Source organism: Pseudomonas sp. MF4836, from assembly GCF_002018875.1.
Classification (GTDB): domain Bacteria; phylum Pseudomonadota; class Gammaproteobacteria; order Pseudomonadales; family Pseudomonadaceae; genus Aquipseudomonas.
Genome location: NZ_MVOL01000002.1, coordinates 258,676 through 271,833 on the forward strand (window position 1 = coordinate 258,676; position 13,158 = coordinate 271,833).

Annotated in this window: 11 protein-coding genes; 2 read left to right on the top strand and 9 right to left on the bottom strand. The window is 63.3% G+C overall.

Annotated elements, in window-relative coordinates; translation table 11 throughout:
- Positions 1–234: 234 nt before the first annotated feature.
- The 9 genes from MF4836_RS04585 to MF4836_RS04625 all read right to left on the bottom strand — a co-directional run bounded on the left by MF4836_RS04585 (position 235) and on the right by MF4836_RS04625 (position 8,951).
- Positions 235–1,050, bottom strand: coding sequence for an ABC transporter permease (locus MF4836_RS04585; RefSeq protein ID WP_078469352.1), 816 nt, complete (start codon positions 1,048–1,050; stop codon positions 235–237).
- A gap of 7 nt (positions 1,051–1,057) precedes the next feature.
- Positions 1,058–1,894, bottom strand: coding sequence for an ABC transporter permease (locus tag MF4836_RS04590; protein ID WP_078469353.1), 837 nt, complete (start codon positions 1,892–1,894; stop codon positions 1,058–1,060).
- A 10-nt stretch (positions 1,895–1,904) separates the two neighbouring features.
- A complete protein-coding gene (locus tag MF4836_RS04595) occupies positions 1,905–3,017 on the bottom strand; it encodes an ABC transporter substrate-binding protein (RefSeq protein WP_078469354.1) in 1,113 nt (370 codons plus the stop codon).
- A 101-nt stretch (positions 3,018–3,118) separates the two neighbouring features.
- Complete coding sequence (locus MF4836_RS04600; RefSeq protein WP_078469355.1) at positions 3,119–4,210, bottom strand: ABC transporter ATP-binding protein; 1,092 nt, start codon at positions 4,208–4,210, stop codon at positions 3,119–3,121.
- Between the two features lie 471 nt (positions 4,211–4,681).
- Positions 4,682–5,893: a methyltransferase gene (locus tag MF4836_RS04605; protein ID WP_078469356.1), complete on the bottom strand. Its 1,212-nt coding sequence runs from the start codon at positions 5,891–5,893 to the stop codon at positions 4,682–4,684.
- Positions 5,894–5,964: 71 nt separating this feature from the next.
- Complete coding sequence (locus tag MF4836_RS04610) at positions 5,965–6,654, bottom strand: ABC transporter permease (protein ID WP_078469357.1); 690 nt, start codon at positions 6,652–6,654, stop codon at positions 5,965–5,967.
- Entirely contained in the window at positions 6,654–7,346 is a 693-nt protein-coding gene (locus MF4836_RS04615; RefSeq protein WP_078469358.1) for an ABC transporter permease, read from the bottom strand. The genes MF4836_RS04610 and MF4836_RS04615 overlap by 1 nt, the downstream gene beginning before the upstream one ends.
- A gap of 65 nt (positions 7,347–7,411) precedes the next feature.
- Positions 7,412–8,164, bottom strand: a complete 753-nt coding sequence (locus tag MF4836_RS04620; RefSeq protein WP_020299576.1) for an ABC transporter substrate-binding protein — start codon at positions 8,162–8,164, stop codon at positions 7,412–7,414.
- Between the two features lie 13 nt (positions 8,165–8,177).
- Positions 8,178–8,951 carry an ABC transporter ATP-binding protein gene (locus MF4836_RS04625; protein ID WP_020299575.1) on the bottom strand — a complete coding sequence of 258 codons (774 nt, stop codon included), beginning with the start codon at positions 8,949–8,951 and terminating at the stop codon, positions 8,178–8,180.
- 555 nt (positions 8,952–9,506) lie between these two features.
- On the opposite strand from MF4836_RS04625, the gene gabP reads away from it, so the two are divergent.
- Together gabP and MF4836_RS04635 are read left to right on the top strand one after the other, a co-directional pair.
- Entirely contained in the window at positions 9,507–10,898 is a 1,392-nt protein-coding gene (gene gabP, locus MF4836_RS04630; protein WP_078469359.1) for a GABA permease, read from the top strand.
- 168 nt (positions 10,899–11,066) lie between these two features.
- Positions 11,067–13,088, top strand: coding sequence for a DKNYY domain-containing protein (locus MF4836_RS04635; protein ID WP_078469360.1), 2,022 nt, complete (start codon positions 11,067–11,069; stop codon positions 13,086–13,088).
- The last annotated feature ends 70 nt before the right edge of the window (positions 13,089–13,158 follow it).

The following is a 13,158-nucleotide window of genomic DNA, read 5'->3' on the forward strand; positions in this document are numbered from 1 at the left end:
GGCTGAATATCGGACAAAAGATACGTGTCCAGGTATGACCCCGATCAGTTGTAGGCGTAATAGTCAGTGGCGCCGCCCAAAGAGGAGGGTGGGCACTGTGGCGAGGGAGCTTGCTCCCGCTCGGGCGCGCAGCGGCGGTAGAGCCCGCGGTTCGTCGGTTGGAACCGGGACTCAGCCATTGGGCTGGCGTTGCCAGCCAGCGGGAGCAAGCGCCCTCGCCACAAAAAAGGGGGGTTAGGAACGGGCGCGGCGCTGGGCGGCGTACTGCAAGGCCAGGCGGGCCAGCAGCACCAGCAGGGTGACGCCGATCAGCAGCACCGAAATCGCCGCCACGCTGGGGTCGACGTTATCGCGCAGGCCGCCCCAGATCCGTCGCGGCAAGGTGTTGACGTCGACGCTGGTGATAAACAGGGTCACCGCCACTTCTTCCCAGGACAGGGCAAAGCTCAGCAGCGCGGTGGAAAAAATCCCCAGTTTGAGGTTCGGCAGCATCACCAGGAAGGTGGTCTGCATCAGGCTGGCCCCGAGGTTGCGCGAGGCCAGTTCGATGCGCCGGTCGATCTGGCTCAGGGCCACCAGCATGGTCACCACGCCATAGGGCACCACCATCACCACATGGGCGATCACCACCCCGGGCAGGGTGTCGTAGCCCAGGCCTGGGGCGATGCGGCTGAGGTTGGTTTCCATGAAGTACAGGACCAGCGCCGAGATCACCGGCGGAATGGCCATGGGCAGCAGCACCAGGCCGATCAGCAAGGTCGCCAGGCGTGAGCGCAGGTACCAGATACCGAGGCTGAAACTCACCGCCAGCAGGGTCGCGATCAGGCTGGTGGCGGTGGCGATCGCCAGGCTCTGGCCGATGCTCGACAGCCAGTCGGGGTTGCTCAGCAGCGCTTCGTAGTGACGCAGCGACCAGTTGCCGTCGGGCATCGACAGGTAGCGCTTGGCGGTGAAGGACACCGGGATCACCGTCAGCAACGGAAACAGCATGAAGGCCATGGCGACCACGGCCAGCAGCCGGGTACTCGGGGCAGTGCGATGTGTATTCATAAAGTCCTCAGCTCACCAGTCGGTTGACGCGGGTGATGCGCAGCAGCAGCCAGATCAGCGCGCTGACCAGGGCCAGCAGCACCAGGCTGAGCGCCGCGCCCAGGCCCCAGTTGCTGGTCTGGAACATTTGCAGGAACACGTATTCGGCAATCATCACGGTCTGCCCGCCACCGAGCAGCACCGGGGTGATGAAAAAGCCCAGGCAGAACACAAAGACCATGATGAAGGCCCCCAGCAGCCCGGGCAGGGTCTGCGGCAACAGCACCTGCCAGAAGGTGCGCAAGGCGCTGGCGCCGAGCCCGCGCGAAGCCAGCAGCACGCGCTGGTCGAGCTGGCGCATGCTCGACAGCAGTGGAAACAACGCATAGGGAATCATGAAGTGGAGCATGCCGATTACCACCCCCAGTTCGTTGCGGGTCAGTTGCAGCGGGTGATCCACCAGCCCCAGGGCCATCAGGCTGTCGTTGACCACACCGTTGCTGCGCAGGGCGATCAGCCAGCCAAAGGCCCGCACCAGCACCGAGATCCAGAACGGGATAAACACGCAGATTTCCACCACCCGCTGCCAGAACGGCGGGCTGAACACCCAGCAATAGGCCAGCAGGTAGCCAATCAGCAGCGCCAGCACGCTGACCGTCAGGCATAGGCGCAAGGTGCGCCAGAGCATGTCGTGGATCGCCGGGTCGGTGGCGATGCGCTGGTACTGGTCGAGGCCGGGTTCGGGCAGGGTGAAGCTCCAGCCGACCACGCCGAAAAACGGCAGCAGGTAAAACACCACCAGCAGCAGCGGCAGGGGGAACAGCAGCAGGTTGCGTTCCAGGCGAGCGGTTCGGGTTGCACTCATGGTCGACGGCTCACTTGGACAGGTGGGTCAGGTACTGTTCCAGGGTGCTGGCGTAGTGGTCGGCGTACCACTGGGTGTCGAGGAAGATCTGCTTCTTCAGGTTCTCCTCGGAGGCGCAGTTGCGCTCGCGCTGCTCGGCGCTCATCAACTGCTGGGTGGCCGGGTTGGACGGGCCGTTGCCCAGGCTTTCGAACAGTGTGAGCTGGCCTGCCGGCTGCAACGCGTGCTGGATGAACTGCATGGCCGCCGGCCGCCCGGCTGGGTTGTCCTTGAGCACGCCCCAACTGCTGGCGTTGATAAAGGCGTTGTCGAAGCTCCACTTGATGCGGTTTTCGCTGTCCTCGGCGAGCAGGGTGGCGCGGGTGTGCCAGATGGCGCCGACCGAGGCTTCGCCCTCGATCATCAACTGCTGGCTTTCCGCACCCGACCCCCAGAACGACAGGACGTGGGGCTTGAGTTCGTCGATTTTGCGCAACGCCCGGGGCACGTCCAGCGGGTACAGCTGATGCGCCGCTACGCCATCGGCCAGCAGCGCCGCTTCGAGCATGCCGTTCATCCATTTGTAGAGGGTGCGCTTGCCGGGAAATTTTTCCACGTTCCAGAAATCGGCCCAGTTCTTCGGTCCGTTGTCGCCGAATTTCTGGCTGTCCCAGGCAATCACGTAGCTGAACAGATAACCGGCGATCCCGTGTTCGTGGGACAGCTCCGGGGCCACCAGGTCGCGCTGCACCACGCTGTAGTCCAGGGGTTGCAGGACCTGGTCACGGCCCAGGGTCATGGCGCTGTAACTGTCGACATCGACCACGTCCCAGCTGGGGCGGCCGCTGGCCAGTTGCGAGCGGATGGCGCCCTCGGTCGGCCCGGCGCCGTCGATGCGCACCGCGATCCCGGTGTTGCGGGTGAAGCTGTCGGTCCAGGCCTTGCGAAACGCATCCAGCGCATCGCCGCCCCAGTTGACCACCACCAGCGGCTTGTCCGCTGCCCAACTGATGCCGCTGCGCATGGCCAGCGGCAGGGCCGCGAGCAACCCCATGGCCTGGATGAAACTGCGGCGGTCGATCTGCCCGGTGCGGGCTTTGTCGATCAGGATCTGAATGCTGTCGCGCTGATGGTCCTGGCTCATGGGGCAAGTCCTCGCTGGGCCGGCACCCTTCAGCGGGCGCGGCCGATTGTTGTTATGGGGAGAGCTGTGATGGTGCGGCGCTGGGCGAAACCCGCCCTGGTTCAGGCGTCCAGCAGGAACCCGTGCTGCACCGGCCAACTGAGCCACACCGGGGTGCCGCTGGGCAGCCGCGCGCCCGGGTGGTCGCCCGGCACCGACAGGTTGATCGGTGCCTGGTCCGCGCTGACGTTGAGCGCCAGGTGGGTGCTGGCGCCCTGGTACACCCGGTCGCCCAGATAGGCGGGTAGCACGTTGCCGCTGCCGGCTTCGGGGCGCTGGGTGTGCAGGGTCATGTGCTCGGGGCGCACGGCCAGCAACTGCGCCTGACTGCCCAGGGGCTGGGGCGCGGCGGCGTGCAGTTGGCTGTCGCCGCAGCGACCGCTGGCCTGGCTGCCATGGCGTGCCACGTCCTGCAGCGGGAAGAGGTTCATCTTGCCCAGGAACTCGGCGACGAAGCGGCTGTTGGGCCGGTCATAGATGACTTGCGGGGTATCGACCTGGGCCAGGCGGCCCTGGTTGAAAATGGCGATCCGCGTCGACAGTGCCAGGGCTTCGCCCTGGTCGTGGGTGACGAATACGAAGCTGGTGCCGACCTGGCGGTGGATGCGCTGCAACTCGGTTTGCAGCTGTTCGCGCAGGTTTTTGTCGAGGGCCGACAGGGGTTCGTCGAGCAGCAGCATGTCCGGTTCGAACACCAGGGCGCGGGCGATGGCGACGCGCTGTTGTTGGCCGCCGGAAAGCTCCGAGGGTTTCTTGTCGAGGTGGGCGCCGAGGCCGACCACTTCAATGATGTGCTTGACCCGGCGCTGGCGCTCCTCGGCCTTGACCCCGCGAATGCGCAGCGGATAGGCGACGTTGTCGGCCACGCTCATGTGCGGGAACAGCGCATAACCCTGGAACACCATGCCGTAGTTGCGCTTCTCGGCCGGCCGCTGGCTGATGTCCACGCCATGCTCCAGCAGCTTGCCGGCGCTGGGGCTGAGAAAGCCGGCGAGGATCATCAGCAGGGTGGTTTTGCCCGAGCCGGAAGGTCCGAGCAGGGTCAGGAATTCGCCTTGGCGAACATCCAGGTTGATCGCATCAAGGGCGGTGAATTTGCCGTAGTACTGGCTGATGCCTTGGGCGCTGAGCTGAATAGAGGGATTGCTGGACACGACGGAGTTCTCCCTTTGGCCTGTCTGGCATCTGAGGTTTTTGTTGTGGGCTCAGGCAGGCGTAGGCCCATTATTGTCAAAAGGATTGCTACATCAATGGAATATTTTTCGCCGCATTGGTGAGGAATATCGAACAAAAAAGGAGGCGCGAGGGGGCTTGCACCGGTGCCTCGCCGCCGCTGTTCAAAGCTGCTAAAAGCCGGTCGAAGGCCCTGGCTCAAAGCTGCTGCGGGGACCTTGAATGGCTGGCCTTATGCCCTTGGGCCGCTGGGCTTATGCACAATCGACGGCTGCCGCGAGCCCCGTCTGCGGAATTTTGTGAAGCCGTTCTCATTAGCTCGCAACTGGCTGTTTTTCCGATATTTTATTGTATGAACAAAAAATGACCAGCGCTGAGGATGGCCCCTGGGCCATGGTTTTACAGGCGTCGTGGATATTCCATCAACAGAGTTATCCACAGGCTGTGGCGGTTCAGGCGCGCTCGGCAAGCAGCATCATATTGCGGGGCGTCAGCGGCGCCTGGCAGAACAGGCCCAGGCGTACCTGGTAGCCCTGTTCCTGCAGAAACAGTCCGCGATCCAGCACCAGCCACAGTTCCAGTGGCCGCCGAAACAAACCTCGGAGCAATTCCAGGTTGCGCACCTGGGCCAGGCGCTGCCAGCCGGCGGCTTCCAGGGCCGGCCAGTCCGGGTTGCCGGTGATGGCCAAACCCTTGAGCGCCGCCAGGTCGCGGCAATACTCGGCGAAGGGTTTGTCCAGCCAACTGCTGGGCAGCGACGGGGTGGGCAGGTACTTGTCGCTGGCGCGCAGGCGGCGTTGCAGCAGGTCGAACCCCAGGCGCCGGGCCATGGAGGTATCACGCTGGCGCCGGACCCGGGCGCCGGCGGTCACGGTTTCACTCATGGGCAGGGCCAGGTCGTCGAGGGACAGGCGCAATGCCGACCCCTGGGCGCTGGTCGACAGCGGCACGTAGTGTGGGGTCTGGATACGGTTGTAGCAGCACGGGGCAATCGCCAGTTGCCGGCAACCGGCGCTGCTGGCCAGTTGCATCAGGCGTACATGCAGATCGCCGCAGGCATGCAGCGCCACCGGGGTGTGTTCGGGTTTGAGGCGCGAGGTCGCGTCGGCGGCCAATACATCCTGCTGCACATGGGTGGCGCTCAGCTGATGGTGCTGGCTCAGTTGCTGGCCGCTGGCGATCAGCGCCGGGTCGTACTCCAGGCAGGTCAGCTGTTGCCCCGGTTGCAGCAGGCGCCGGCCCAGGTGGCCCTTGCCCGCGCACCAGTCCAGCCAGTGGCTGGGCGTTGCAGAAAACTGCAGGCGGCTGGCAAAGGCTTCCAGTTGCTGCCATTTGCGTCCGGGCACGTCCACGTTCAGGCGTTGCCGGGCCGGCGGCACCGGGTGTTCGGGCAGCTCGCCCAGGTCACTCAGGGCCAGGGCCTCGCCAGCCAGGGCCGGGAAGGGCGCCGGCGCATCCAGGGTCTGCAGGTGGGTATGGCTGGCCTCGGCGTCGTCCAGGGAGCGCCCGCGCAGCCAGTGCGCCAGCTCGGGATACCGGGCTTCCCAAGGCAGGTGCAGGTGCGTGAACGGACGGGGACGCCACAGCGCCTGGTGCGCCAGCAGAAAACGCTCCAGGGCCTGGAAGCGGGGCTGCAGTTCGGGGCCGTGCAGGGCGGTGGGCATGGGCGGCTCGGCGAAGTGGGGCGGGGTATGCGCCCGCTCTGCCGATAGCGATCAGCAGAGCGGGTGGCGCTTCAGCGACCCTGGCAGGCGTCGACCCGCAGCCAGCGTTCCAGTTGGCGGAATGCCTGGACCAGCATGAACGACATCAACAGGTAGAACACCCCGGCGGTGAAGAACATATCCACCGTCAGGTAGTTGCGGGCAATGATGGTGCGCGCCATACCGGTCAGTTCCAACAGGGTCACGGTACTGGCCAGGGAACTGGCCTTGAGCATCAGGATCACTTCGTTGCTGTAGGCCGGCAGGCCGATGCGTGCGGCACGGGGCAGGATGATATAGAACAGCGCCTTGGGCTTGGACATGCCCAGGGCCCGCGCGGCTTCGATCTCGCCGGGCGGAATGGCCTGGATCGCGCCGCGCAGGATCTCGGCAATATAGGCCGCGGTGTGCAGGGTCATGGTGGCGGTGGCACACCAGAACGGGTCACGCAGGTACGGCCACATGAAGCTCTCGCGCACCGCATCGAACTGCGCCAGGCCGTAATACACCAGAAACAGCTGCACCAGCAGCGGCGTGCCGCGAAAGAAAAAGATGTAGGCATAAGGCAGGGCGCGCACGTACCACAGCTTGGACGAGCGGGCGATGCCCAGGGGGATGGCCAGCAGCAGGCCGAGAATCACGGCGATGCCCACCAGCTCCAGGGTCAGCGTCGCGCCCTGGATGAACTTCGGCAGCCATTTGTAGATGACTTCCCATTCCATTACGTCGTCCTCACAAAGCCGCGGGCGGCGCGTTTTTCCAGGAAGTGCATGCCGGTCATGGCCAGCACGGTCAGGCCCAGGTACATGAAGGCCGCGACCATGAAGAAGGTGAACGGGTGCTTGGCGAAGGTCACGGCGTTCTGCGCGTGGCGCATGATTTCTTCAAGGCCGATCACCGACACCAGCGCGGTGTCCTTCATCAGGATCATGAACAGGTTGCCCAGGCCCGGCAGGGCGATGCGCCACATCTGCGGCAGGATCAGCCGGGTGAAAATCCGAAACTTTGAAAGGCCCAGGGCGGTGCCCGCCTCGCGGTGACCCTTGGGGATGGCCAGGATCGCGCCGCGGAACACTTCCGTGGCATAGGCACCAAAGCACAGGCCGAGGGCGATGACCCCGGCGAGAAACGGGCTGAGGGCCAGATCGGGGTTGCCGAAATACTCACCCAGCGCGCTCATCATATTCACCGTGCCGTAGTACATCAGCAGCACCCACAGCAGTTCCGGGACGCCGCGCACGATGGTCGAATAGGTTTCGCCAAGCCAGCGCAGCGGCTTGTACGGGGAAGTCTTGGCCAAGGCGCCGAGCAGACCGAGTACCAGCCCCAGGCACAACGCCGAGAGGGCCAGCTTGACGGTCATCAGCGCGCCGGCGGCGAGCGCCGGGCCGAATCCGTAGAGATCGATATTCATGGGTTCTGGATGGCTTTGCTAAGGACCGGCGCCCAGGGGGCGAGCGCCGGTCAGGCAAGTCAGTATCAATAGATGCTGAACGGGAAGTACTTGTCGTTGATCTTCTTGTACGTGCCGTCGGCCACGATTTCCTTCAGGGCGGCGTTCAGCTTCTCGCGCAGTGGATCTTTCTTGCGCACGGCAATCCCGATCTTGTCGCTTTCTTCAACCGGGTCGCCCTTGAACTCGTAAGGCTTGCCGGCATCGCTCTTGAGCCACTCGTAGTTGACGTACTTGTCGGCCAGGATCGCGTCCAGGCGGCCGGAGGTCAGGTCCAGGTAGGCGTTTTCCTGGGTGTCATAGAGCTTGATGGTGATGTCGTCGCCCAGGTTGTCTTCCAGCCAGGTGCCGGCCAGGGTCGCCCGTTGTGCGCCGATGATCTTGCCCTTGAGCGAGGCCTTGTCGGTCTTGAACTCGGTTTTGGCTTTAGGGGCGATGAACTGCAGTTTGTTCGAGTAGTACGGGTCGGTGAAATCCACCGCCTGCTTGCGCTCGTCGGTGATCGACAGCGAGGAGATCAGAAAGTCGAACTTCTTGGCGTTCAAGGCCGGAATGATGCCGTCCCAGTCGGAGGTGACCACGGTGCATTCGACTTTCATCTTGGCGCACAGGGCATCGCCGATGTCTTTGTCGAAGCCGACGACCTGGCCGCTCGCATCTTTATTGTTGAACGGCGGGTAGGCGGCTTCGATCCCCATTTTCAGGGTCTCGGCGGCAGCCGTGGCGCTGAAGGCCAGGGTGACGGCAGCGGCCAGGAGGATTTTTTTATAGCTCTGCATGCGTGTAGCTCCGTTAGCGGTTGCTGGACATGAATTGTTTGCAGCGCGCCGAAAGCGGGTTATCGAAGACCTGCTGTGGCGATCCTTGCTCTTCTACCAGACCCTGGTGCAGGAATACCACTTCACTGGAAACCTGGCGGGCAAAGCCCATCTCATGGGTCACCAGCAGCATGGTACGGCCTTCTTCGGCCAGGGCGCGGATCACGGCCAGCACTTCCTGGACCATTTCCGGGTCCAGGGCCGAGGTCGGTTCATCGAACAGAATGACCTTGGGCGCCATGGCCAGGGTGCGGGCAATGGCCGCGCGTTGCTGCTGGCCACCGGAGAGCTGGGACGGGTAGGCGTGGCGCTTGTCGCCGATGCCGACCTTGGCCAGCAGCGCCTCGGCCACTTCGATGGCTTCGGCCTTGCTCTGGCCGAGGACCCGGCGCGGAGCCTCGATAATGTTGTCGAGCACGCTCATGTGCGGCCAGAGGTTGAAGTTCTGGAACACGAAACCGATTTCGCTGCGCAGGCGGTTGATCTGCTTGCCGTCGGCGGCAACCAGTTCGCCATTTTTGGCGGGCTTGAGCTTGAGTTCTTCACCGGCGACCAGGATCTGGCCCTGGTGCGGGTTTTCCAGCAGGTTGATGCAGCGCAGGAAGGTGGACTTGCCAGAACCGGAGGAGCCCAGGATCGAGATCACGTCGCCGTCGCGTGCGGTCAGCGAGACGCCCTTGAGCACCTCCAGCGAGCCGTAGCGTTTGTGCAAGTTGCGGATTTCAAGCGCGGGCGTGGCCTCAGCCATGTGCGGTCCTCATTGGGTTCATTGCGCTCCTGCTGTTGGCCGCCTTCCTGGCGAGGCGCCAAGCTAGCATAGGGTTTCAATCACAGCCAACAGCGCCACGGGGGGTAAACAGAAGGTGTGCGGCAGGTTGTCGCATCAGCACAGCAGACTGTCGCGCCATCAACAACCGAACGCCTGTTTGAACCCGGTTCGTGGTGGGCGTCGCGTAAAAAAAGGCGCGATGGTGCCAGCTTTGGCCGGGTGTTGGAAGCGTCAAGGGGCCAAAGGTCATGGATCCGCACCTTAATTGAGCGCAACGCCGTTTTGGGGTGTGTTTCTGGTGCGCCGTTTCGTCCTACAAAGTGGGTCTCTCGGTAACGCTGTGGCTAATTGCTATCAAACTCAATGACTTGCGATGACCCGCCGGTCGGGCTTGCAGCCCGCGCCGTTGGGGATCCTGTAACATTTTGGCGCAATTCTTGCGTAAGAAATAAACAACGCCCTGTTGGATTCTTTTTACGAGAAGGAATGCAGACCGGGCGCAGTGAATCTATTTTCGTTGCAAAGGTGCTTTAAATGAGCGGTACGCAACTCTCCAATGACCTCGAACAGGGGCTCAAACCGCGGCATGTCACCATGCTGTCGATTGCCGGCGTCATCGGCGCCGGGCTGTTTGTCGGCTCCGGCCATGCCATCGCCGAAGCCGGCCCCGCCGTGCTCCTGGCCTATGCCGCCGCCGGTACCCTGGTGGTGCTGGTCATGCGCATGCTGGCCGAGATGGCCGTGGCCTCACCGGATACCGGTTCCTTTTCGACCTACGCCGACCGCGCCATCGGGCACTGGGCCGGTTTCACCATCGGCTGGTTGTACTGGTGGTTCTGGGTGTTGGTGATTCCGCTGGAAGCCAACGCCGCCGCGACCATCCTCCATGCCTGGTTCCCCGACATCGCGATCTGGGTCTTTACCCTGGTCATCACCCTGTTGCTGACCGCGACCAACCTGTTCAGCGTGAAGAACTATGGCGAGTTCGAGTTCTGGTTCGCCCTGATCAAGGTCGTGGCCATCATCGGCTTCGTGATCCTGGGCCTGCTGGCGATCTTCGGCTGGTTGCCGGGCAGCCAAGTCAGTGGCGTGTCCCACCTGTTTGACACTCAGGGCTTCCTGCCCAACGGCATGGGCGCAGTGTTGGCGGCGATGCTGACCACCATGTTCTCCTTCATGGGCACCGAGATCGTCACCATCGCGGCCGCCGAGTCGAAGAACCCGGGGCAGCAGATCTCCAAGGCCACCAACTCGGTGATCTGGCGGATCGGCCTGTTCTACCTGGTGTCGATCTTTATCGTCGTGGCCCTGGTGCCGTGGAACGATCCGGCCCTGGCCAAGGTGGGTTCCTACCAGACCGTGCTCGACCGCATGGGCATCCCCAACGCCAAGCTGATCGTCGACCTGGTGGTCCTGGTCGCCGTGACCAGCTGCCTGAACTCGGCGCTCTACACCGCCTCGCGCATGCTCTTCTCCCTGGGCAAGCGTGGCGATGCACCGGCCGTGGCCAAGCGCACCAATAAAAGCGGCACCCCGTACTGGGCCGTATTGCTGTCGACGGCAGCAGCGTTCCTCGCGGTATTTGCCAACTACGTGGCGCCGGCGGCGGTGTTCGATTTCCTGCTGGCCAGCTCCGGCGCCATCGCCCTGCTGGTGTACCTGGTGATTGCCGTGTCGCAACTGCGCATGCGCCAGAAACGCATGGCCGCGGGCGAGAAAATCGCCTTCCGCATGTGGCTGTTCCCGGGCCTGACCTACGCGGTGATCGTGTTCATCATCGGCGTCCTGGCGATCATGCTGTTCCAGGAAGAGCATCGTGTGGAGATCCTCGCCACCGGCCTGCTGAGCCTGCTGGTGATTGCCGCGGGCCTGCTGGTAGCGCGGCGCCGTCGGATCGAGCGCGCTGCTCCGCCGGTGCTGAGCTGACGGCTGAGCCCACTACCCGCTGAAAAGGCCGCGCTCAGAAATGACCGCGGCCTTTTTCATCTCCGAGCGCAGCCTTGCGCGTTCTAGCCGGTGGTTTGGCAGACAGTCGCTTTACCCACGCAGGAGGCCTGTTGATAATCCCTCGCTCGGTCAGCTTGGGATAGGGCGATGAAGCAACTGGATATGGATTCTGCCGAATGGGAAATGCTCGACCTTGAATGGCATCAAGGGTTTGCCTTCGTGGAGGGGGCGCTGCTGGTGGAGGAGAGGGCCCGGGATGTCTACCTCATGCTCCATGAGGGGCAGACAGCGGCTGAGCAGGCGCGTCAGGCGGCGGCCGAGCAATTCCCGGTTTCACCCCTGGTGGCGGGTGAACCCCTCTGGCGGCACCGTATCCACCGGCATCTGCTACGTGATGCCCGGGCGGACTACTATGCCTTGCCCCGCTACGTCGAGCGTTACGGCTATCACCCTTTGCAAGCCTTGCCGGTGCGGGTGGGCCGTGGCTTGCAGAGCCTGGGCCATGACCATTGGCGCGATCACGACCGCGCCTACTTCTGTCACGACTACGGGCTCGCGGTGATCGAAGGCGCGCAGCATGAGCGCCTGGCGCTTCTGCATCCGGTGCCAGAGAACTGGCCTTCGGGCGCGGTGCTGTTCAGTGACGGGCTCAAGGTCTTCCTCGGCGCCCGGGCGATCGCCAGCGCTGAGCAGCAGGTCCGCGGCACCAACCATCCGGCTTATCAAGTGATCGGCGGCCAGGTCTGCCGGGGCGGCGCTGTGCTGCACCAGAAGGACGGTTCGCCGTTGCCGATTGCCAATCCGCACGGCTTTCAGATGCTGGCCTGGCGCTGGGGCACGGACGGGCACTCGGTGATCGTCCAGGCGCAGCAGGGCTCTAGCGTTGCCTACGAGTATTTCTACCGCATCGATAATGTCGACCTGGCGACGTTCAGCGTGCTCAACGAGCGCTATGCCAAGGACGCACGGCGGGCCTACTACCTGACCGGAAAAACCCTGCGTTATGTCGGCGACTTTCGCCTGCTGAACCGCGTTGAGTCGGTGTTCGACGCCGGTGGTCGAGTCTTGAGCCAGAGTGAAAAGGCGGACCCGTACATTGCCGTGGATGACCAGTTCGTCTACTGCAATGGCTCCCGTCTGCGGGGTGCCGATGGTCCGAGCTTTCGCCACCTGGGATTCGACTACTACGCTGACCGGCATCGTGCCTACAGGCGCAGCAAACCGCTGGATGTGGATGTAGATAGCTTTGTGGTGACCCAGCCGGATCGCGGCGAGTGCAACTATTCGCCCGTGCTGGTGGGGGACAAGCACGGCCCGCTCGGTTCGGATGGGCTGATCGATGACGCCATGCTGCAAGCGTGGTCCGCGTTCTTCGAGGCTCATCCGCAGTTGCAGGGCTACTGGTGGCACCGCCTGCAGGCGCCATCCGCGTCAACCACCCAAGCCCTGCGTTCCATCGGCTTGGGGTTTGAGCTGGGGCACCAGGTGCACTTTCAGGGTCGCGCCATCAATGGTCTGGATGCCGCCAGTTTCAAATTGCTGGGCACACACCTGTGCGGTGACGCTAACGGCTTGTACCTGATCCCCTTTCATCGTGCCGAAACCAAGGTGCCGGAGCGATTTTCTTCAGCCTCCGCCGATCATTACCGTGACCTGGGTGGGCCCTATCTGACAGATGGGCAGAGGGTTTTTTGCCACCGGATCTTTTATCAGGTGCCTGAGCCGCTGGCTAAAGCGGATCAGGCCAGCTTCGAGTCCTGCGGGCATGGCTGGGCCAGGGATAAGGGCGCGGTGTACTACTACAGCGAAAGAAAAAGGAACCTCGACCCGGCCCACACGCGCTTCATGGGCAGTTACGCCTTCACCGCGACGCAGATGTTTTCCGCAGGCAAGGCGCTGGAGGTGGAATTCAGCCCGGAAGAAGTGAAGGTTCCCCATCCGGATTTCTTGCAGTTGGGCACGCGCAAGCTGTTTTGTGGCCGGCGCCCGGTGAGTGCCAAACGCATCGACCTGGCCAGTCTGGAGTTTCTCGCGGACCGCTATGCCCGGGACAAGCAGCGTTTTTTCGAGTACGACGGCTACGCGGCGCTCAGTGAAATCAGTGCCGAGCAGTATCGCCAGGCAACGCTGAAGGCCTCGGCCGGGGACGCTGAAAATTTGGCTGTTTGAGCGGCAAAAGGGCTGCTGTCAGCATTGATGGTGGTCTTTTTTATCGGATAGGTGACTTGTTGCATGGTGT